The following is a 21,133-nucleotide window of genomic DNA, read 5'->3' as shown; positions in this document are numbered from 1 at the left end:
ATGAGCGATAGAGAACAAGGAAGTATTTTAAAGTTTTTTGATTTATTGTCGAAAGAAAATAGAATTGAAATTCCGATAATTCAAAGAGATTACGCCCAAGGTAGACTAGAACAAGGGGAGGTTAGAAATAATTTCCTAAATGCTCTATATGATGGTATTTATTCTGAAATCCCGTTAAAATTAGATTTTATATATGGCAGTAGGGTTGGAGAAAACTTTCAACCTTTAGATGGACAACAAAGGCTTACAACTTTATTCCTTCTTCATTGGTATGCACTAACAAAAAAAGAGAATCACGAAGAAGGTAAAAATATTTTGTTGAAATTTAGCTATGAAACAAGAATTACTTCAAGAGAATTCTGTACTTCTCTAGTACAGTCTGATTTTAAAATTGATGATGAAAAAAAAATAAGTGAACATATTATAGATTCAAAGTGGTTCTTTCTTTTTTGGAAAAAAGACCCTACAATTGATGCAATGTTAAGAACTCTTGATGATATACACTTAAAATTTAAAGACATTGATAATTTATGGGATAAACTTATTAATGAGGATTTGATAAGTTTTTACTATGTAGAACTAGAAGGTATTGGTTTGACTGATGACCTTTACATAAAAATGAATGCTCGTGGTAAATTACTATCTCCTTTTGAAAACTTTAAAGCAAGTTTTGAAAAAAAAATAGTAGATGAAGGTTGGGAAAATACAATTGAAGATGAAAAATCTAAATTCGCATTTAAAATTGATACTGTTTGGACTGATTATTTTTGGTCTAATTACAGAAAAAATAATCAAATAGATGATTCTTTAATGCGCTTCATGTCAACAATTGTGATGATAAGATTAGCTTTTGAAAAAGCTGAAACCAGAAGTAAAGATATTGAAACTTTACATGACCACTTTAACAATTTAAAACCAGATTTTATAACCGAAGAAACTTATAAGTATTTATACAAGTGTTTTACTATCTATAATGAGATAGCTGATATAAAATCTTTAAACGTTAGTTTCCCATTTTGGAGACATAAACCGAAGATTACTAACTTATCCGAAATAGTTTATGATGATAATCCTATATCCTATACACAAAAAATAATCTTTTACGCTCAGACAGAATATCTGATAAATAACAAAGAATTTGAAGATAAAGAGTATAAGGACTGGGTGCGTGTTGTTAGAAATATTGTTTCAAGGGGAAATATTCAAAAAGGAGGTAAAAGAACCGATATAACTAGAAGTAGAGATTCTTTTGTTGGTGTAATAAATTTGATACAGGAGTTAAGTGTGCATTCTAGTAATATTTATGAGTTTTTATCGAAATTTCCAAAGTTAAATTCTTCGTATGCAAGAGATCAAATTGAAGAAGAAAAGATTAAATCAAAACTTATTACTTCAGATCATAGATATAGAGATATAATATTCAAAATGGAAGACTGCACTTTATTTAAAGGAAGAATATCTTTTGCTCTTGATTGTATTTCTTACGATAACAATGTAGACAACTTTGATTTTAACTTGTTTGAAAGAGTTCTTAACGTCGTAAAAGAACATTTTAATAACTCTGATGAAGACAAGGTTTCTAATGACATAAGGCGAGCATTACTAACAATAGACATTAATGGAGCTTATGAGTTCTATAATTATTGGTGGTCATATTGGAATCCGGCTGATGCTACTAAAAGATGTTTAATTGAGAATTTTAGAGAGCTAGAATTTATCATATACAATACAGAGGAGGTAAGTTATTTTAAGAAAATGATTCTAAAACTGTGTGAAGAGTCAGTAGAAAAAATAATTAATGAGTTTGTTCCTCCAGCTAATATGCCTAAATGGAAAGTTAGACTAATTAAAGAATCAAAATTGTTGGACACAAAGGCTAAATCTAAATTTATTGCAATTCCAAAAGATAATAGTTGTTGTTATTTATTAGCAAGTCAAAGACCTAGAGTACTAGAAGGCAGTGTTAAAATTATTTGATTTTTTATAAATTTCCTTTAAATTAATTTGATATGTAACATATTACGGAAAACCGTAAGGAAATCATTTTTATTTTACACAAACCACTTCAAGACTTAAACCATAGATATTTTACGGTTTTACTATATTCTTTAGAATGTCTTAATTCTAACTTTGTAATTGGTAATTATTTGACTTAAAAATTAGTGAAATAATAGTTTTAAAATACTGAAATTTAATGATTTGAGATTATAAATACTTAGCGATTATTATTACTTTACAGTAAGCATTCGGTCTTCTACGTCTAGGATTAGATGTTTTATTTTACATAAAGTTAGATATGTTTATTTGTAAATTATTGAGAGGTAGCGGAGTAAGTTTTTCTAGCTATGGGATTAGTGTCTGATTTTACTGGATTCTCAGCTTCCGTAAGATTTTGTTGCTAAAACGCCATTTTCTTAACAGTTTTCGATACTGTTGTTTTTCCAGTTTTGTGGCAGTAATTCGTGTAATTTATTTGCTTTATGTTCAGGGATTTTTTTAAAGATATCGTGTAGCCAAGCAAATGGTTCTACATTGTTTATTTTACAAGTTGCAAAGAAAGAATACATCATGGCTGCTTTTTGAGCTGCCTTGTGCGATCCTGCAAAGAGATAGTTTTTTCGTCCTAAAGCAAGTGGTCTGATGGTATTTTCTATCTTGTTATTGTCAATTAAATACTTTCCATCTTCTAAGTACCCAATCAGATATTTCCATAAGCGAAGTGTATAGCCAACTGCTTTTGCAATGGAACTTTTTGGTAATAGTTGCGATCGTTGTTGCACTAACCAATCATAGAAGGTATCGAGTATCGGTTTGGCATAGCGATTTCGATAGCGTTTGATTACTTTAGAAGTGGCATTATGTTCTCTAATATTAGCTTCTAAGCCATACAATTTTTGGAACTGTTCCATTGCATAACTGGCTCTTGAATGATCATTATCAAGTGCTTTTTCAAAATATCGTCTGGCATGTGCCATACATGAGAGTAGCTTTAATTGTTGTGCAGTGGCTAGGTTTTGATAGACCTTGTATCCATCGGACTGTAAAGTTCCTTTATAGTTTTTCAGTATGGTTTGTGGAGCTTTTATAGACCGAGTGGCATCATACTTGAACAATACCAAGCCTTCCACAGGTGCATGATATACCCAATGATATCCTGTATGTAAACTTCCTGTTTTATAACTGTCTTGAACACCAATTGGACTTTCATCTACTTGCAAGTAATTACTTTGTAATAACTCTTTAGTCAACACATCATACAAAGGTTCTAGTAGTGAAGTCGCGGCATTAAACCATCCCGATAAGGTAGCGTCACTTACCTGATATTGCTGACGTTTAAATATCTGTCGTTGTCTGTAAAAAGGAAGATGATCTACAAATTTACTCACTAAAATATGCGCTAAGAGTCCCGCGCCTGCATTCGATTTTGGTAGTGGCAGACTTGGAAGTTCCCCTATAATAACTCCAGCATAATCTTTTAACGCGTATTTTGGACGTATAATTCTGCGAACAAAAAGCTTGGCAGGATTGTATTCCAAGATTTCTGTAATTTCTTCTCCTATTTTAACACTGTCTTGTGCAAGATGTTCTGGTTCGATGATTTCTTCGACTCTTGGAAGATGCGCAGGTAATAAGGCACGCTTGGCAACTTTCTTTGGTGTAGCCTTTACTTTTGTTTGTAGTAAGACCTGTTTTTCAGTATCAGAAGATGATTCTATCGGTACTTCACCAAATAATCCTAACTGACTAGGTAAGGCTGTGGAGACAAAACGCTCACTTTTACTGCCAAAAATCAGGCGTTTTAATTCTGTTAATTGTCGTTCTAATTCTCTGTACTTTTCCAACAAATCATCATACTCTTTTTTGGAGATATAGGCGGTTTCTTCGGTAGTATCACTAGCGTTTTTCACAATGGAAAAATACTAATAATAGAGTAAAACCACAACGTTTTTCTGCGTTTTATGCAGGTAATTTGTAACGTTTTTTCCCTCGAACATGTGCAATAGAAATCCCATCAATCAGTAGCACCAATTGAGAATAACTCAGCTTGATACTGGTGACCACTTCATCATAGATTGGTAATTCAAAACGACCCGATTCCAACCGCTTGTAATACAAAACAAAACCACCTGCTTGCCATTGTAATATTTTGACCTTATCACGGGATTTATTAATAAAAATGTAAGCAGTACCATCTTGAGCAGAAGCCTGCAATTCTTTTTCAATGATGCCTGCTAGACTATCAAAACTCTTGCGCATGTCAGTAGGATGACGATACAAATGATACCGATGGGAAACGCCTAATCCAAACATGAGATCAACTTTTGCAAGCAAACTGCCGTTTGTTTGGTTAATGAAAAAGAATCTAAATGTAGGCGAACTCCATTGGGATATGCAATGGTAATTGTTGAGTCAATACTGTCAGCAGAAGTTTCAATATCTATGGGAATGAACTCATTTTGGAATGTATCGTTTGTAGAAGTCGTTTCGCCTTTAAGTAGTCCATGAAAACTACGATAGCGTCTTATCCAATACGAAAATGTGTGATAATTCAGAGCTTCACGCTTGCAAAAGTCTTTCTTGCTGATATCCTCCGAATAAAGCTTGGCTACCAAAGCAAACATACGCTGCTGTGTCTTTGTGTTTTTCATGAAGCCAAAATACAATTGAAATCATTTCTTTACAATACGTGGTTTACCGAAGGCTTACGAATAAGCTCATAATTAAGAAATAAATTTGAAAGCCGAAACAGCATATAATGTCATTCAAGCGCTCTCCTCAGATGAGAAGAATCGCTTGTATAGTCTGTTAGGTGTTGAAATTCCAATAAAGAAAAATATACGTAAAAACAAGAAAGGTAAAGTTACAGCAGCTATGGATAAAATATTGGTTCAATATTTTAACAAGCGAAGAAACTATTGAAATCATTTATTAGAAACCTCAATTCAATTTTTTAACTTAAAAATCAATAGTATACATATCTGAATAATCTTTAGGAAGTGTTGCTCCAATTTCACGCAAGTAATTTTTCAATCCTGCTTTTGATCTGTGTCGAGTAATTGACATCAAGTGCATCAAAGCACCTTCTTCGCTTTTTCCTTCTGCTAACAGAGAATTATAAATGTTAGTAGCTGCGGTATGACGAACAGAATACAATGAATAATCATCTGAATACCCTAAAGTTTGTTTTACTTTTTTGAATTTTTTAGAAAAATAATTGGTTTTATTATTTTCATCAATATTCCAATTTGCAGGTTTTTCATAACGAGTAACTACATAATCGGTAGGAGCGTAGTTTTCAAGTTTCATGCCTCGCAAAACGGTCTCTAATTCGCCAATAATGGGAACTATGGCTAATGGAGCAGTTTTAGAACGCACATACAATCGTTTAGATGCTAAATCAATGTCTTTTACTTGCAAACGACAAACTTCAACGTTTCTCAAAAATGCGTATGACATGAATTGAATAAAAGTTCGCAAATACGGATCATTTTTGTCCAAATATTCTCGAATATCAATAATTTGTTCTTTTGAAAAAGGTTTATTTTTCTTTGGTGTACTTTTATTTATCTTGATTTGCGTAATAAAATTACGTTCTATAATTTCATCTTCTTCCAATTGGGCGAATAGGGTCGAGAGTGTTGCTCTAAAATTATTCCGTGTTTTTGGACTTACGGGAACAAGTTCTTCTCTTAATTCCTTTTGTTTTTTAGTTTGAAGCTTGGTTAATGAGTTTAAAAATGTGGAAACATCACGTTTTTTTAGTTCAGAAATATTCCTGTCAATTAACTTATTTGTAGTTAACCATTCAATAAATCTATTAAAATGCCCGACCATTGTTCCCGCAGTTTTCTTTTTCCAATGCGGTTTACGTTGCTTTAAAGCAAAAAATAATGCTTCCTTTACAGTATAATTTTTTCGTTGACTGTCTATTTGAATACCTTCTTCTTGTATTTTCTGTTGTTCAATGCGTTTATCGGTTTCCTTGTAAGTTTCGTATGGATTATATCCTTTTTTTAGTAACTCATGTAATGCTATTCGATTAATAACGAGCATTTCCATTCGTTCTTTTTTAGTCTTTAATCTGTTGACTCCCATATATAAAGGTGGTTGTAAGACTAATTTTTCTGTTACAGGATTCCGATAATAATAGTAGACATACCAACGCTTGGAAAGATCGCCATCTGCATCATAAATTTTTGGTTCTGTGTATAGGTTCTTACTCAAAGTATATGCGTTTCTATATGCGTTTGTTAAAAGAACTTGTAATTTAGACATAAAAAAACGGTTTTCCAAAAGTGGAAAACCGTATAAACATTGACTTTATCTATCTGTAGCGAGAACGAGAATTGAACTCGTGACCTCCGGGTTATGAACACGAAAAGCTCACCTACAAACCTGTTGATTATCAGATATTTATATTTTTCGGAGTACTGAAAAACCCCCAATTTACCCCAAAAACGATGCTCTAAAACAGTACTCTAAAGAATATAAATTGTTTTAAATTAGATTGATAACCTGTCCAAATCTAATTTGCTTTAAACCAGTCCGTTTTTAGTTGAAAATTTATATTCATGTTTTTTTAAAAATTATAAGTTTATGTAATATAAAACTGTCGTTAATAGAATTGTTTTTTATGACTTCATAGCTAATTCAATTGCATCGTTTGCAGCGACTCTTAAATGATTATTTTGTAAGTCTAATCTTTGCAACACCATTGCATTATATAAATTGTTATATTTGGCATAATGAAAAACTTGGCATTCATCTTATCAGTTTATATTTTTGCACTCAATTTTGCACCTTGTGCAGATTTTGATGTGTCAGATAATGATGTGAAAACTGAAATTTCGCAAACTATTGATACTGATCATAAGCATCAAGATCAAGATTCAGATTTATGTTCCCCTTTTTGTATTTGCCAATGTTGCCACATTAGTGCCACTCATGTTCAATTTACAAATATAAAACTAGACGTACCATATATATCTACTCAAGATTTTTTCTACCTAAATGGTACAGAAAAAGATTTTACTACTTCAATTTTACAACCGCCAAGGACATAATTCAGTTTTTTAAAGGATAGCTATATCCAATTTTGAACCTTTAAGGTTCTTATCATTTCGAATGATTCCATTTTTTTATTAGAATTATATCGAGGAGTTTAACTGAATTAATACATTTTCTATGATTAATAAAATCATTGATTTTTCAATCAATAACAAATTCATTATTGGTTTGCTAACGCTAACCATTATTGGAGCAGGTATTTGGAGTATGACCCAAGTACCAATCGATGCTGTTCCAGATATTACCAACAACCAAGTACAAGTCATTACACAAGCACCAAATTTAGGAACAGAGGATATTGAGCAAATCATAACCTATCCAATAGAGGTAGCAATGAGCAATTTACCTAATGTTCAAGAAATTCGTTCAATTTCTCGTTTTGGTTTATCAGTTGTTACCATTGTTTTTGACGATGATATGGGAACGTACTTGCCACGTCAATTAGTCGCTGAAAAACTCAACGACATCAAAGGACAAATTCCCGATGGGTTTGGAGAACCTTCAATGGGTCCTATTTCATCTGGTCTAGGGGAAATCTATCAATACACACTTAAAGTCAAAGCAGAATATAAAGACAAATATTCGGTTACTGATTTGCGCACCATGCAAGATTGGATAGTACAACGTCAAATGGCAATGGTAGAAGGTGTGGTTGAAGTTAATGCTATTGGAGGAAAAATTAAACAATATGAAGTAGCAGTCGACCCAAATGAGTTACGAGCAATAGGATTAACAATAACAGACATATTTGATGCACTTGAAGCCAACAATCAAAATACAGGTGGTGCATATATCGAAAAAAACCATCAAGCTAATTTTATCCGTGGCGAAGGCTTAGTGCGTAGTTTGGATGATATTAAAAAAATCACAGTAAAAAACACCAATAATATCCCTATAACTATTGGCGACATTGCCAAAGTGCAATTTGGGTCTGCTATTCGTTATGGCGCATTAACACAAGATGGCGAAGGAGAAGTTGTAGGTGGTTTAGTAATGATGCTTAAAGGAGCAAACTCAAACGATGTTATTGAGAATGTAAAAGAGCGAATGGCTCAAATAGAAAAGTCATTACCAGAAGGTGTGATTATTGAACCTTTATTAGACCGAAGCAAATTAATTGCAGAAACTACATCAACGGTAGCAACAAACCTTATTGAAGGTGCATTAATAGTAATATTTGTACTCATCTTTTTATTAGGAAATTGGCGAGGTGGTTTAATAGTGGCATCCACTATTCCGTTATCGTTGTTGTTTGCTTTTATACTCATGAATGTGTTTGATGTTTGGGCTAATTTAATGAGTCTGGGAGCAATAGATTTTGGTATTATTGTCGATGGTGCTGTAATTATTGTAGAAAGCACAGTTTTTCTTATTGCATCACAAGTACTAAAGAAAAGGAAATTGACATCCAAAGAGCGTGATGATGTTGCAGCAGATGCTTCAAAAAAAATGATGAATGCTGCCTTTTTTGGTCAGCTAATTATTCTAATTGTCTTCCTTCCTATTTTGGCATTAGAAGGTATTGAAGGTAAAATGTTTAAACCAATGGCATTGACTTTCATTTTTGCAATGATTGGCGCAATGGTTCTCTGTTTGACGTATGTGCCAATGATGTCTGCCTTGATTTTAAGAGCGCCAAAGTCAGACAAAAAATCTTATGGCGACAAATTTGTGCATTGGGTAGAACGTAAATATCAACCTTTATTAGAAAAAGCCTTAAAAAAGGGAAAATTAATAATTGGTGTTTCTGTTGTTTTATTCGGGATTGCAGTCTTTATGTTTACACGAATGGGTGGCGAATTTATTCCACAACTCGATGAAGGCGATATTGCATTTCACGCCATTTTAAAACCAGGAAGCTCACTTACTGAAACTATTGAAACGACTACAAAAATTGAACAAATTGTAAAAGCAAAGTTTCCAGAAGTTGAGAAAATTGTAAGTCGAATTGGTGTTGCCGAAATTCCAACAGATCCAATGCCAATGGATATTGCAGATGTTTTTGTGATTTTGAAACCAAAAAGCGAATGGACTACGGTAGCATCTAAAGACGAACTCATCGAAAAAATGAAAGAAGCTGTTGAAATAATTCCTGGTGTTAACTATGAATTTACACAACCTATCGAAATGCGCTTTAATGAATTACTCGAAGGTGTTAGAGAGGATATTGCTATAAAGCTTTACGGAGAAGACATAAATATACTGTCGCAAAAAGCAGAAGAAATATCTGAAATTATAGCTGGTACTGATGGTATTGGAGATATGAAAGCGGAAGCAACAACAGGGTTGCCACAAATGACCATTACTTACAATAGAAATAAATTAGCCCAATACGGACTGCAAATAAATACATTGAATCAAATCGTTCAATCCGCTTTTGCAGGTGGTACAGCAGGAATTATTTTTGAAGGCGAAAAGCGATTTGATTTAGTAGTAAGATTGAATTCTCAAAACCGAAAGGATATTTCAGATGTTCAAAATTTATATATCAACTTACCGTCTGGTACTCAAATTCCACTTCGGGAAGTTGCAGATATAAGCTACAAAGCAGGTCCAATGCAAATAAGTAGAGATAATACCAATAGAAGAACCTATGTTGGTATCAATGTAAGAGGACGTGATGTAAAATCTTTGGTAATGGAAATAAAGTCAAAGTTAGATGCTAAACTTGAATTGCCAACAGGTTATTTTATTCGTTATGGAGGTGCTTTTGAAAATTTAGAACGTGCCAGTAATCGTTTGTTAATGGTTGTACCAATTGCGTTATTACTTATTTTCGTTCTCATCTATTTTGCTTTAAAATCGCTGCCACAAACCTTAATGATTTATATTGCAATTCCTATGGCAGCCATTGGTGGTGTTGTGGCATTGTGGTTACGTGATATGCCTTTTAGTATTTCAGCAGGTGTAGGTTTTATTGTTTTATTTGGTGTTGCTGTTCTTAACGGTTTAGTAATGATAAGCGGATTGAATGAACTTAAAGAAGAAGGCGTTACCAATCTTAAAGATAGAATTACAGAAGGCACAAAACGAAGAATTAGACCAATTATGCTGACAGCTTTTACAGATGTTTTAGGCTTTCTACCTATGGCAATTTCGGCATCAGCTGGTGCAGAAGTGCAACGACCTTTAGCAACGGTTGTAATTGGAGGTTTACTAACTTCTACATTATTAACATTGTTCGTTTTACCCATATTATATCATTGGGTAGAAAACAAATCATTCAAGTTTAGAGTAGACAAAAAAGTGATTACAGTTACTGCTATGGTGGCTTTTCTGCTTTTGTTACCAATAACAGGAAACGCTCAAGAAGTTAACGATACGTTGCCAATTATTTCGATGAATGAAGCGGTTAAATTATCAAAAGAAAATTTCCCGCTTTTAAAACAAAAGCAATTAGAGATAAGCAAACAAGAGCAGTTAAAAAGTACAGCTTATGATTTTGGTAACACTCAAATTTTTACTGGAGGCGAGGAAATTGATAACGGAAATGGTATTTATACAACTATAGGAATTGGTCAAAGTAACATTGATGTATTTGGTATTTCTGCCAAAAAACGATTGCAAGAACAACGTATTCAATTAGCGCAAAAAGCATTTCAACTTTCAGAATTAGATTTAGAATTGGAAGTAAAAAAGGCGTGGGCAAATGCCTTGCAGAGTAAACGGAATTATAATTTATATAAAGAGTTAGATTCTATATATACCAACTTTGAAAAAGCAGTAGCATTAAATTATGAAGTAGAAGCTATTTCAAGGTTAGAATATTCAGCAGCTAAAAATCAAGCCTTACAGATTCAAAATAAATTTATGCAATCAAAAAGCGAATACAATATTGCATTACAACAATTAAACCTATGGCTGGTTTCTGATACATTCTATACTGTTCCTAATGATTTTGAAATTACTAACGACATTAATGTTGATGCTTTTAACCCAGAAGATCATCCCTTGTATGGTATAGCACAATTACAGGTAACAGAAGCAGAAGCAACATATAAAGCTGCCAAAGCAGATAATTTACCCAAGTTAAATCTTCAAGGTGGTTTACAAAAGGTAAATGGTAATTCAGGCTTTTATACGTATCAAGCAGGTGTTTCTATTCCTTTTTTGTCTGGTACAAATAAAGCAAAGGTTAAAACTGCAAAAGTGGATAAGGAAATTGCCGACACGAACATTCAGTTCAAAAAACAAGAAATACAATCCAAGTTTTTACAATCAAAAGAGAATTATCAAAAATGGAAAACCTCGTGGCTATTTTATAAAAATGAAGTGTTACCACTTGTAAAAGAACAAAAGGTGGGTGCTTTATTTGCTTATAAAGAAGGCGAAATAGACTATACTGGTTTTACTCAACTCATAAAAGAAGCAATTCAATCTGAATTACAAGCGCAAGAAGCATTAATAAATTATTTAGAAAGCGCATTTCAACTACAATATTTTAATCAATAAGAAAATGAAAAACACACGATATATAATCTTAGCATTACTAATAGTTTCACTTTTCGTTGTTGCTTGTGGAAATAAGGAGAATCATAATAGTGAAGATGGGCATTCACATAGCGATGACGCAAAGCCAGAAACCAAAGAAGACCATAGTGAAGAAGAAGTCATGCTTTCACAGCAACAGTTTGACGCATTACAAATGAAAACAGATACCTTAGCATTGCGCAATATGAGCGGTTATGTAGAAGCTAATGGCACATTAGAAGTGCCACCACAAAACGAAGCAGCAGTAACTTCTGTAGTTGGTGCAAATGTGGTGTCGATAAAAGTTATTGAAGGGGATAAAGTTAATAAAGGTCAAGTGGTTGCCTATCTATCACATCCTAATATCATAAAAATGCAGACTGATTATTTGAATGCTTTTAGCAATAGTAATTTTTTAAAGAAGAACTATGAACGTCAACAAAAATTATATGATGCAGGAGTTGGCTCTGGTGCAAATTTTCAAAAAGCCGAAGCAGAATATGATGCCTCTAAGGCGATGGTAAATGGATTGGAAGCTCAATTGAGACTATTAAACATAAACACATCATTAGTCCGAAATGGAACCATTGCTCAAAGTATATCATTAAGAAGTCCAATAGAAGGCTTTGTCCAAAAAGTTGAAGTTAAAACAGGACAATATGTAGAACCACAAACCGAACTTTTTGAAATCGTAAACACGCATCACGTTCACGCAGATTTAATGGTGTTTGAAAAAGACGTTTATAAAGTAAAGAAAGGTCAAAAAGTGATATTCAATTTACAATCTAATACAGACCAAGATCTTACAGCAGAAATATACTCAGTAAGTAAAACTTTTGAAGATAATCCTAAAGCACTTCACGTACATGCTGAAATTGAAAACAAAAAAGGGAATCTAATTCCAGGAATGTATATAAAAGGTAAAATTCAAGTTGAGAATGCAGAAACTATTGCATTGCCAGAAAGCGCTATTATAAAAGAAGGCGATAGATTTTATGTTTTTTCAGTTGAAAGAGAAAATGAAGATTGGAGTTTTAAGCCCGTTGAAGTATTTTTAGGAGCAAAAGATGGTAATTGGGTAGCTGTTCAATTTGCAACAGATATAGATAAAACTACAAAATTCGCTTATAATAATGCATATTATTTGATTGCTGAAATGAAAAAAGGAGAAGCAGAACACGAACATTAGTTTATGAAAACAATAGAACAGCTTTTAGAGTCAAAAAATATACGTGTTACAGCAATGCGTTTATTGATTTATAAGTTTCTTGCTGAGAAACAAGTAGCACTAACATTAAGTGATCTAGAAAATGCTTTTGAAAAAGCAGATAGAACCACATTGTATAGAACAGTAAAAACCTTTGAAGAGAAAGGTATTGTTCATCAAATAGACGATGGTACAGGAATTACAAAATATGCGTTGTGTGAAAAGGGATGCAATTGTGAGATTGAAACTGATTTACATCTACATTTTCATTGTAATAACTGTAATGAAACCATTTGTTTAACAGAACATAAAATTCCTCAAATAAAAGTGCCAGATGGATTTGTTTCAGAAAATGTAAACTTGGTTGTAAAAGGTATTTGTGATAAATGTAGTGGACAATAATGCACTTCCATTGCATTGATATTTAGAGCATTTTTGTATCAAATTAGAAACTATGTTATTATTCGCTTATCTGATATTATATTTTTTATTAGTCTTTGTGTTAAGATCAATTTTACTCTGGAAAAAAATAGGTATAAACCCATTAACGTTTAATAAAACTGATGATGCTCACGGTTTTAATGGCAAGGTATTTACTCTTATCTCATTTTTGGAATTAATTGTTGTAGGAATCTATGCTTTTAAAAATGAATGGTATGAATACTTGCTTCCATTTTGGTATTTGGAAAATCCTACCTTACAAAAGATTGGTTGGACATTTTTGTTTCTATCGTTAATTGTAGTATGGATTTCTCAAAGCCAGATGGCGAATTCTTGGAGAATTGGGATTGATGAAAATAACAAGACTAAATTAGTAACAAATGGAATGTTTTCAATTTCAAGAAACCCAATATTTTTAGGAATAATGATTGCAAATATTGGATTGTTTTTAGTGATTCCAAACGCTTTTACCCTTTTAATAACTTCATTATCTACAATAAGTATCAATACTCAAATTCGATTAGAAGAAGAGTTTTTAAAACGAGAATTCGAGAATGATTATTTAGAGTATGCAAAAAAAGTAAGACGTTGGATATAAATATTTCCTATCTAAAGAATTAAATAATGATGAAAAAAAAGAAACTTAATTTGAAAGATTTAAAAACAAATTCAGAAACAGAACATAGTCACGATGATGGTCACGACCATAGTGGTGGACAACCAAATAATTTCAAAGCCTACCTACCCGCCATAATTAGTTTTACAATGCTAATGATTGGTATTGGTTTAGATTATTTTGATGTAACATTTTTCAAAAATTGGTTACGCATTATTTGGTATGGTATTGCTTATTTACCAGTTGGACTTCCTGTAGTAAAAGAAGGTTGGGAAAGCATCAAAAAAGGCGATGTTTTTACAGAGTTCTTTTTAATGTCCATAGCTACTATCGGAGCATTCATAATTGGCGAATATCCTGAAGGTGTAGCAGTAATGCTGTTTTACGCAGTTGGGGAATTATTCCAAAATGCAGCAGTAAACAGAGCAAAAGGAAATATAAAAGCTTTGCTTGATGTACGTCCTAATGAAGCTTTGGTTTATCGCAATAATGATTATATTTCTGTAAGTCCAGAAACGGTTGAAATTGGAGAAAAAGTTCAAGTCCGTGTGGGAGAGAAAATTCCTTTAGACGGTATCTTACTTTCCGATAAAGGGTCATTTAATACAGCAGCATTAACAGGCGAAAGCAAACCTGATACGATTGCAAAAGGCGAAAAAGTATTTGCTGGCAGTATTAACATGGATGGTGTTATAGAAATTGAAACCACCAAAGAATTCAAGGATAGTTCCATTGCTCGAATTCTCGATATGGTACAGAACGCAACAGCTCGAAAATCTAAAACCGAATTATTCATCAGGCAGTTTGCACGTATCTATACACCTATCGTAGTATTTTTAGCTATTGCAGTTACATTTTTACCATACTTTTTTGTAGATGATTATGTATTTAGAGATTGGCTGTATAGGGCTTTGATTTTCTTGGTAATATCTTGTCCTTGCGCATTAGTCATTTCTATTCCTTTAGGTTATTTCGGAGGATTAGGAGCAGCTTCAAAGAATGGTATTTTATTCAAAGGAGCTTCGTTTTTAGGTGCAATGACGAAGGTAAATACTTTGGTAATGGACAAGACAGGAACTGTAACGAAAGGTGTCTTTAAAATTAAGGAAATTAAAACCATTGATTGGGATGAGAAAGAATTTATGAAATACTTGATGGCAATGGAAGAAAAATCCACACACCCCATAGCTAAAGCCATTTTAGAATATAAAGATGAAGGTACAGATTATGAGGCTTCCGAAGTATCTGAAATAGCAGGAAAAGGTTTAAAAGGTATTGTAAATGGTAAGACTGTTTTAGTTGGTAACAAAGCCCTAATGATTGCCAATAATATTAATGTTTTAGAAGAAACAGAAACTATTGTAGAATCGATTGTTTTGGTTGCAATTGATGAAAAATTTTTAGGTTATGTTGTCATTGCAGATGAATTAAAAGATGATGCAAAAGAAACGATTACTGCATTACATAAAGTAGGTATCAAAAATATAATGATGCTCTCTGGCGATAAGGATTCCATTACTCAAAAAGTAGCTTCTGAATTAAATATCGAAATTGCTAAAGGTGGTTTGTTACCTGAAGATAAATTAAATGAAGTTGAAACTTTAAAACAAAACCCTGATAATAAGATTGCTTTTATTGGCGATGGAATTAATGATGCTCCAGTTTTAGCAGCAAGTGATGTTGGTATTGCAATGGGTGGTTTAGGTAGCGATGTCGCAATTGAAACAGCAGATGTTATTATTCAAACAGATCAACCTTCAAAAGTGGTAAAGGCAATTAGAATTAGTCGTTCAACTCGGAAAATAGTATGGCAGAATATTGGATTAGCATTCGGCGTAAAAGTGATTGTTCTAATTTTAGGAGCTGGTGGTCTAGCAACAATGTGGGAAGCAGTATTCGCTGACGTAGGAGTAGCTTTACTGGCTATTTTGAATGCAGTGAGACTCCAGCGTATGGAATGGAAGTGATTTATTAGACACACAGATAGAAAGTTATAATTAAAGCATTTGAGGAAAACTTATTTGACGCATTTGCAATTTGTAATGGGTACTGAAGCAAAATTACTTTTATCACATACTACTGATAATGTTCTTAAAAAAGAATTATATAGATCAAACGGTAATTAATAAAGTAGTAAAAGACCTGAAAATATTCCAAAAATCCACAGAAAAATCTCAAAAAACCTATTGATTAGGTGCTTCTTATAAGTATTTTTTTGAAAAGAGTACCATTATTTAGAAGAATTAAATAGTAGTAAAAAAGTGAAACCCATTGAAAATCAATGGGTTTAATAGTAGCGAGAATGTGGCAAGATCTCGCGAATTCCGAGTTATGAATACGAAACGCCTACCTGTTAAAATATTCATTATTAGTTGGTTGTATTTTACGGAGTACTAAAAATCCTCAATTTACCCCAAAATCGATACTTTAATAATTTTTATTATTTAAATAATTAATTTAAAGGTTTTATCACTTCTAATTCCAATTTAAAAAAACAATTTTAGGCAAAAAGATTGATAATAAGTCTTTCTATCGATGGATATTTCAAAATTAAATATAAACTTTATTTTCACTTGTATTATTATAAATTTTCTCTTATTATTTTCTTTTTGAAATAATAATGAACTCTTATATAATTTACTTATCAATGTTCAGTTTCGTAATACAAGTCTTTTATTTGTAGGATAATTATATCGGGACTTGGATAGTGCATCAAAATTGTTTCAAAATGAAGTCCTATTAACATTTAAAAAATTTAAAATTTACAATATTTAAAGCTAAATTTACACAATATTACTTTATTTAATAATGAAAAAACCTTTAATAACCTTTTTGAAGCAACTAGATATATTAGATGCTGTTTTCTTTGAAGAAAACGGAAAGGTGTATAATGGCTTTATTTCAGAGGTTCAGAAGAAAATTGAAATTATTAAACCTAATGCTTATTATGTTTTCAATAAGCAACCTTTAATATTATTCTTTGATTTAACTGATGAAACAGATAAAAATAGAGAAAAGGAAATTCATAAACAGGTTTGGTCTTTTGATAATTCTCCTGTTATTTTTGTTATTAAAGAAAAAGAAATTAAAGTGTATAATGCACTTAACTACTCAAAAAAAGAGGAGAGTTTAGAGGAAATAGAACTTACCGAAAAAGAAAGAAATAGTAAGTTTTCATTTTGGGAACTTCAAAGTGGGCATACATGGAAATGGCTACAAAGTGAATATTTTGAAAACCGTTCAAAAAAACAAAAAAGAAAAAGAGTTAATGAACAATTATTTCAAAATATAAAAGAAGTAAGAGAGTATTTAACTAATATTTATTCTGAAAAACCTTTAAACGAAGAAGATGCAAATTCTTTGATATTAAGACTTATCTTCATAAGGTACTTAATTGATAGGAAAGTTAAAATAGACAATACTTTTATATCTGGAGACTTAAATGATGTAAACGAAAGAAGAAAAAGTTTTATTAACCTAATAAAAGAACCTTTAAAATTAAATTTGTTATTCGAAAAATTGAATAGTAAATTTAATGGAGTCCTTTTTAAAAAATTAGATATTGTTTTAACTCAAAAACAATCAAATGATTTAGCTGAAATTTTTAGAGGGGAATTGCAAAATGAAAATAATCTATTTAATGGATTTTTCTTTGAGATTTTTGATTTTTCTATTATACCTGTTGAAGTCATTTCAGGAATCTATGAATCTTTAATAGATGAAGAAACAAGAAAATTAGATTCAGCAGTTTATACACCACCTTTTTTAGTTGAATATGTATTAAATGATACCGTAGATAAATACTTAGAAGAAAAAAACACATCTGAATGTAAAATATTTGAAGTAGCAGTTGGTTCAGGTATTTTTCTTGTGCAGAGTTTAAGAAAAATGATTGACAAGGAGTCAGAATTAAATCCAAATCAATCTCCTGAAGGTTTTAGTGAGCGTATAAGAAATATAGCAAAAAATAATTTATTCGGTATTGATATTAATGAAGAAGCTTTAAAAGTTGCTTGTTTCTCTATTTACATTGCTTTATTAGATTATCAAAATCCAAAAGATATAGATGTTTATGAATTTCCGAATTTGTTAAATGAAAATTTATTTAAGGCAGATTTCTTTGATATAGATCACGACTTCAACATTTTAATTAAAGAAGATAAACCACAATTCATACTTGGAAATCCACCTTGGAAAAAAGATAAGTCTAAAAATCATTTGGATTGGGTAAATTCTACTTCAACTTATTCTAAAAAAATTACAGGAAAGTTAGAGATTGCTCAGTCATTTCTTTTAAGGACAAAAGATTTCATGGGGGTAGAAACAAAATCCGCTTTAATTGTTACTAGTACTTTATTTTATAATGTTTCAACTACTTCAAGAGAATTTAAAAAAGATTTTCTACAGAGTTTTTGTATCCAAAAGTTTTTTGACTTATCGCCAGTAAGAAGATTAATATTTGAAAAAAAAGATAGCCCTGCAAGTATTGTTTATTTCAGTTTATCAAAAGAAAAAGATTATTTAAAAAATATCATCAACCATCAATCAGTAAAATCAAATCATTTTTTAAAGCACTTTAAAATTTTAGTAATTGAAAAATACGACCAAAAGAGTATTCTACAAAAACATTTCATAGAAAACGATTGGATGTTTAAGGTTGCTTTATATGGAAATACTCTTGATTTCAGATTGATTAATAAGATCCTAAAATCATCTAATACTAAACTCAAAGATTTAGTTGACAACAAAGTATTGCATTCAAGTTCAGGAGTCCTAAAGGGGACACCTAAAAGATATTTTGATTTCTTGATAGGGTTACCAATAAATGAAAACTCTTCTATTAAAAATTATTACACCCCTAATTCAAATGATTATTTAGAAAAGAAAGATGTTTACCTCGAAGCAGGAAGGACTATTGAGAAATTTAATTCATATAAAATTTTATTTAAAGAGCAGGCTGAGAATGAAAGTGAGATCGTAGTTTCAATTAATGAAAATCCTTCTGTTTTTAAAAAAGGCATTTATGGTTTAAGTAGTAATGACAAAAAACTACTACAAGGACTTTATTCTATTTTTATATCCAAATTATACGAATATTTCATATTTATGATTTCGGGTTCATGGGGTACATCAACAAGACCTCAAATTAGATGGAAAGAAGAATATTTAAACTTCCCCATAATCTGCCAAAAAAAAGATATACAAAATAGATTAATAAGTTTAACTACTAATTTTCTAGGATCTTTTGAAAATCATCATAAAGAGTATGAAGAACTATATATATCTTTATACAAAGATTACAATAGTTATTACAGAAAGAATCCACCAATTAAAAATGAAATAATATTATCTCAAATAAATAATATAGTTAATAAACTTTATGTGGTTAATGATTACGAGAAAGACTTAATTAATTACGTGTTGAATGTTTCTCGCTATCAATTTCAAGAAAGCAAACAAAATTTAGTTTCTGACTTTACGTATACTGATGAAACACATTATAGAAATATAAATTTTGTATTACAAGAATATGCTAGTGTTTATGTAAAAGAGTTTCAAAAAATTTATACCGACGAACACATACAAGTCGAAGTTTATAGTTTAGACCATTTTATTGCCTTAAACTTTGTTTTCTCCAATAAAAAACCTAAAAGCAATATAATCTATCCTAAAGATAAAAAAAGTGAAAGAGAAGTATTAAATCGACTTGCTACTAATTTAAGTATTTCTCAAATTACTGATAATGAAGATCCAACAAAAAATTTATTTATTCAAAAAGACATAAAAGGTTTTGAAGAAAACTCTTTTTACATCATAAAACCAAATGAATATAAGTGTTGGCATAAAGCAATGGCTTGGTACGATGTAGCAGAGTTTAAAGAGGCAATTCAAGAAGCTGAATTAGATGAATTAAATCAAGATGTTTAATGAGTATGAATGCCTATAATTTTTCAAAAAACAGAAAGCGATTGTCATTAACTCAATTAAGGATTAATATAATTCTGATTTGTGTTATAAACAGTTATGAAAAAATCATCTCTGATGGTGTTGTTTATGATTATTCTGATAAAGGTCGCATAAAAGAAGAGGACTATCTAAGGAATCGTCTAGTAGATGATTACCTTGAATATGAATTAAGTTCAATTGAAATTGGAACAAATAATTTTACTGTTAACAAAGAAGTTTCAGAAGAATATAGAAGCTTTTTAGACGGACAATTACACGATGACCCTATTGATATTCACATCGTAGATTATGCTTTAAAAAATTTTTGGGAACAAAAGCCTAAACCATACTTTGCGATTGAATGCAAAAGACTGATTAAGTCGGTTTCAGGCTATGTTAATGACACAAAAAAGGCAACTGAAAGAGGTTATTCAAGATTAAGACTACCCCTTGAAGGGCAATTAGGTTTTATAGAAAATAATAGCTGGAAGCACAATACTGTTGTGGGACTAATTAACAAAAACTTAAAATCAAATTCAAGTATTGAAACTACTCGAAAATTAGCAGCTTTTGTTTTAAAAGACAATTTTAATGCTTCTTACATTTCCGAACATAAGAAAAAAAATAAAACTTTATTTTCTGTTTATCACTTATTTTTTGACTACTCTAAAATTATATGTAATTGATTTATTAAGTGTGATTTTGGATTAAATTAATTGAATATCAAACAAACGGATTAATATCAGGACGACTTCCATTAGGATATCCCCATGCTACAAACTGACTTTTATTTTCATCTGTATCAAGATGTACAAATGTTCTACCTACACCAATTCTTTTAAATCCAATGTTCCGAGCTTCAAATACTAATTGGTTTCTTATGTCCGTAGATGGCACACCAATATCAACAGCCATACACGTAGGTATTTTATGAGACGATCTTGAAGCGCCACCAACTTTCCGATTATGTGATTCACTTCTTGCACCTGAATTTATCCAATTGAAAATTGGGTAGCCTGTTCGCATTTCAAGTTGCTGTAACATCGCCAATAATCGTCTATCCATACAATTTCCTGAACCTTGTATATCAGGACTGTCAAATGCTGATAAATCAATTCTACGTGACGACTTACGTGTAGACTTCTTTGAAGTTTTCATTTTTCTATATACAAAATAGACACCTATTGCAGTTATCGCAAAAGTGCCTATTCCAATATAAAATAACTTATGGTTATTTTGAGCCACAACCACAACCTTTCTTTTCTGAAGCTTTTTCTTTTTTGTGACGTGTATACAGATCAGAACCTAGCTTTATACAACTAATCAATAAGAATGCTCCAAATATTAAATTTAATGCGCTACCACCTTTATTTATGTTCATATTT

The 21,133-nt window shown here is 31.4% G+C and carries 15 protein-coding genes; 9 read left to right on the top strand and 6 right to left on the bottom strand.

Annotated features, from left to right (window positions below; translation table 11 throughout):
• Nucleotides 1-1,977, top strand: coding sequence for a DUF262 domain-containing protein (locus ACQ654_RS05240; RefSeq protein WP_430409273.1), 1,977 nt, complete (start codon nucleotides 1-3; stop codon nucleotides 1,975-1,977).
• Nucleotides 1,978-2,414: 437 nt separating this feature from the next.
• Here ACQ654_RS05240 and tnpC read toward each other — a convergent pair whose 3' ends face one another.
• The 4 genes from tnpC to ACQ654_RS05220 all read right to left on the bottom strand — a co-directional run bounded on the left by tnpC (nucleotide 2,415) and on the right by ACQ654_RS05220 (nucleotide 6,276).
• Complete coding sequence (tnpC, locus tag ACQ654_RS05235; protein ID WP_430409272.1) at nucleotides 2,415-3,908, bottom strand: IS66 family transposase; 1,494 nt, start codon at nucleotides 3,906-3,908, stop codon at nucleotides 2,415-2,417.
• A 49-nt stretch (nucleotides 3,909-3,957) separates the two neighbouring features.
• Nucleotides 3,958-4,311 (bottom strand): IS66 family insertion sequence element accessory protein TnpB, encoded by a 354-nt coding sequence (gene tnpB, locus ACQ654_RS05230; RefSeq protein ID WP_430409271.1) that lies wholly within the window; start codon nucleotides 4,309-4,311, stop codon nucleotides 3,958-3,960.
• Nucleotides 4,299-4,649 (bottom strand): IS66 family insertion sequence element accessory protein TnpA, encoded by a 351-nt coding sequence (tnpA, locus tag ACQ654_RS05225; protein ID WP_430409270.1) that lies wholly within the window; start codon nucleotides 4,647-4,649, stop codon nucleotides 4,299-4,301. The genes tnpB and tnpA overlap by 13 nt, the downstream gene beginning before the upstream one ends.
• A 307-nt stretch (nucleotides 4,650-4,956) precedes the next feature.
• The gene (locus tag ACQ654_RS05220; RefSeq protein WP_430409269.1) at nucleotides 4,957-6,276 is read right to left on the bottom strand and encodes a tyrosine-type recombinase/integrase; all 1,320 of its coding nucleotides are present in this window, start codon (nucleotides 6,274-6,276) and stop codon (nucleotides 4,957-4,959) included.
• A gap of 470 nt (nucleotides 6,277-6,746) precedes the next feature.
• On the opposite strand from ACQ654_RS05220, the gene ACQ654_RS05215 reads away from it, so the two are divergent.
• The 8 genes from ACQ654_RS05215 to ACQ654_RS05180 all read left to right on the top strand — a co-directional run bounded on the left by ACQ654_RS05215 (nucleotide 6,747) and on the right by ACQ654_RS05180 (nucleotide 20,434).
• Nucleotides 6,747-7,064 carry a DUF6660 family protein gene (locus ACQ654_RS05215; protein ID WP_430409268.1) on the top strand — a complete coding sequence of 106 codons (318 nt, stop codon included), beginning with the start codon at nucleotides 6,747-6,749 and terminating at the stop codon, nucleotides 7,062-7,064.
• A 121-nt stretch (nucleotides 7,065-7,185) separates the two neighbouring features.
• Nucleotides 7,186-11,520, top strand: coding sequence for a CusA/CzcA family heavy metal efflux RND transporter (locus tag ACQ654_RS05210; protein ID WP_430409267.1), 4,335 nt, complete (start codon nucleotides 7,186-7,188; stop codon nucleotides 11,518-11,520).
• A gap of 4 nt (nucleotides 11,521-11,524) precedes the next feature.
• On the top strand, nucleotides 11,525-12,727 hold the full coding sequence (locus ACQ654_RS05205) for an efflux RND transporter periplasmic adaptor subunit (protein ID WP_430409266.1): 1,203 nt from the start codon (nucleotides 11,525-11,527) through the stop codon (nucleotides 12,725-12,727).
• 3 nt (nucleotides 12,728-12,730) lie between these two features.
• Nucleotides 12,731-13,147, top strand: coding sequence for a Fur family transcriptional regulator (locus ACQ654_RS05200; RefSeq protein ID WP_430409265.1), 417 nt, complete (start codon nucleotides 12,731-12,733; stop codon nucleotides 13,145-13,147).
• A gap of 52 nt (nucleotides 13,148-13,199) precedes the next feature.
• Nucleotides 13,200-13,784 (top strand): methyltransferase family protein, encoded by a 585-nt coding sequence (locus ACQ654_RS05195; RefSeq protein WP_430409264.1) that lies wholly within the window; start codon nucleotides 13,200-13,202, stop codon nucleotides 13,782-13,784.
• 29 nt (nucleotides 13,785-13,813) lie between these two features.
• Nucleotides 13,814-15,769 (top strand): heavy metal translocating P-type ATPase, encoded by a 1,956-nt coding sequence (locus ACQ654_RS05190; protein ID WP_430409263.1) that lies wholly within the window; start codon nucleotides 13,814-13,816, stop codon nucleotides 15,767-15,769.
• An 841-nt stretch (nucleotides 15,770-16,610) separates the two neighbouring features.
• Complete coding sequence (locus ACQ654_RS05185; protein WP_430409262.1) at nucleotides 16,611-19,730, top strand: Eco57I restriction-modification methylase domain-containing protein; 3,120 nt, start codon at nucleotides 16,611-16,613, stop codon at nucleotides 19,728-19,730.
• A gap of 5 nt (nucleotides 19,731-19,735) precedes the next feature.
• Nucleotides 19,736-20,434, top strand: a complete 699-nt coding sequence (locus tag ACQ654_RS05180; protein WP_430409261.1) for a hypothetical protein — start codon at nucleotides 19,736-19,738, stop codon at nucleotides 20,432-20,434.
• Nucleotides 20,435-20,471: 37 nt separating this feature from the next.
• On the opposite strand, the gene ACQ654_RS05175 is transcribed toward ACQ654_RS05180, so the two are convergent.
• Entirely contained in the window at nucleotides 20,472-20,906 is a 435-nt protein-coding gene (locus ACQ654_RS05175; RefSeq protein ID WP_430409260.1) for a D-Ala-D-Ala carboxypeptidase family metallohydrolase, read from the bottom strand.
• A gap of 73 nt (nucleotides 20,907-20,979) precedes the next feature.
• The gene (locus tag ACQ654_RS05170; protein ID WP_430409259.1) at nucleotides 20,980-21,129 is read right to left on the bottom strand and encodes a hypothetical protein; all 150 of its coding nucleotides are present in this window, start codon (nucleotides 21,127-21,129) and stop codon (nucleotides 20,980-20,982) included.
• Nucleotides 21,130-21,133 lie beyond the last annotated feature (4 nt).

Origin of the sequence: Kordia sp. (assembly GCF_965283645.1) — a bacterium.
Lineage (GTDB): Bacteria > Bacteroidota > Bacteroidia > Flavobacteriales > Flavobacteriaceae > Kordia.
The sequence above is the reverse complement of the archived record's forward strand: the minus strand, read 5'-3'. Positions and strand labels throughout refer to the sequence as shown.

Excerpts from the sequence above, each read along its gene's own strand:
- ACQ654_RS05240 (WP_430409273.1), top strand. The coding sequence starts at position 1 with ATGAGCGATAGAGAACAAGGAAGTATTTTAAAGTTTTTTGATTTATTG.
- tnpB (WP_430409271.1), bottom strand. The coding sequence starts at position 4,311 with ATGTTTGGATTAGGCGTTTCCCATCGGTATCATTTGTATCGTCATCCT.
- tnpA (WP_430409270.1), bottom strand. The coding sequence starts at position 4,649 with ATGAAAAACACAAAGACACAGCAGCGTATGTTTGCTTTGGTAGCCAAG.
- ACQ654_RS05220 (WP_430409269.1), bottom strand. The coding sequence starts at position 6,276 with ATGTCTAAATTACAAGTTCTTTTAACAAACGCATATAGAAACGCATAT.
- ACQ654_RS05215 (WP_430409268.1), top strand. The coding sequence starts at position 6,747 with ATGAAAAACTTGGCATTCATCTTATCAGTTTATATTTTTGCACTCAAT.
- ACQ654_RS05210 (WP_430409267.1), top strand. The coding sequence starts at position 7,186 with ATGATTAATAAAATCATTGATTTTTCAATCAATAACAAATTCATTATT.
- ACQ654_RS05205 (WP_430409266.1), top strand. The coding sequence starts at position 11,525 with ATGAAAAACACACGATATATAATCTTAGCATTACTAATAGTTTCACTT.
- ACQ654_RS05200 (WP_430409265.1), top strand. The coding sequence starts at position 12,731 with ATGAAAACAATAGAACAGCTTTTAGAGTCAAAAAATATACGTGTTACA.
- ACQ654_RS05195 (WP_430409264.1), top strand. The coding sequence starts at position 13,200 with ATGTTATTATTCGCTTATCTGATATTATATTTTTTATTAGTCTTTGTG.
- ACQ654_RS05190 (WP_430409263.1), top strand. The coding sequence starts at position 13,814 with ATGAAAAAAAAGAAACTTAATTTGAAAGATTTAAAAACAAATTCAGAA.
- ACQ654_RS05185 (WP_430409262.1), top strand. The coding sequence starts at position 16,611 with ATGAAAAAACCTTTAATAACCTTTTTGAAGCAACTAGATATATTAGAT.
- ACQ654_RS05180 (WP_430409261.1), top strand. The coding sequence starts at position 19,736 with ATGAATGCCTATAATTTTTCAAAAAACAGAAAGCGATTGTCATTAACT.
- ACQ654_RS05175 (WP_430409260.1), bottom strand. The coding sequence starts at position 20,906 with ATGAAAACTTCAAAGAAGTCTACACGTAAGTCGTCACGTAGAATTGAT.
- ACQ654_RS05170 (WP_430409259.1), bottom strand. The coding sequence starts at position 21,129 with ATGAACATAAATAAAGGTGGTAGCGCATTAAATTTAATATTTGGAGCA.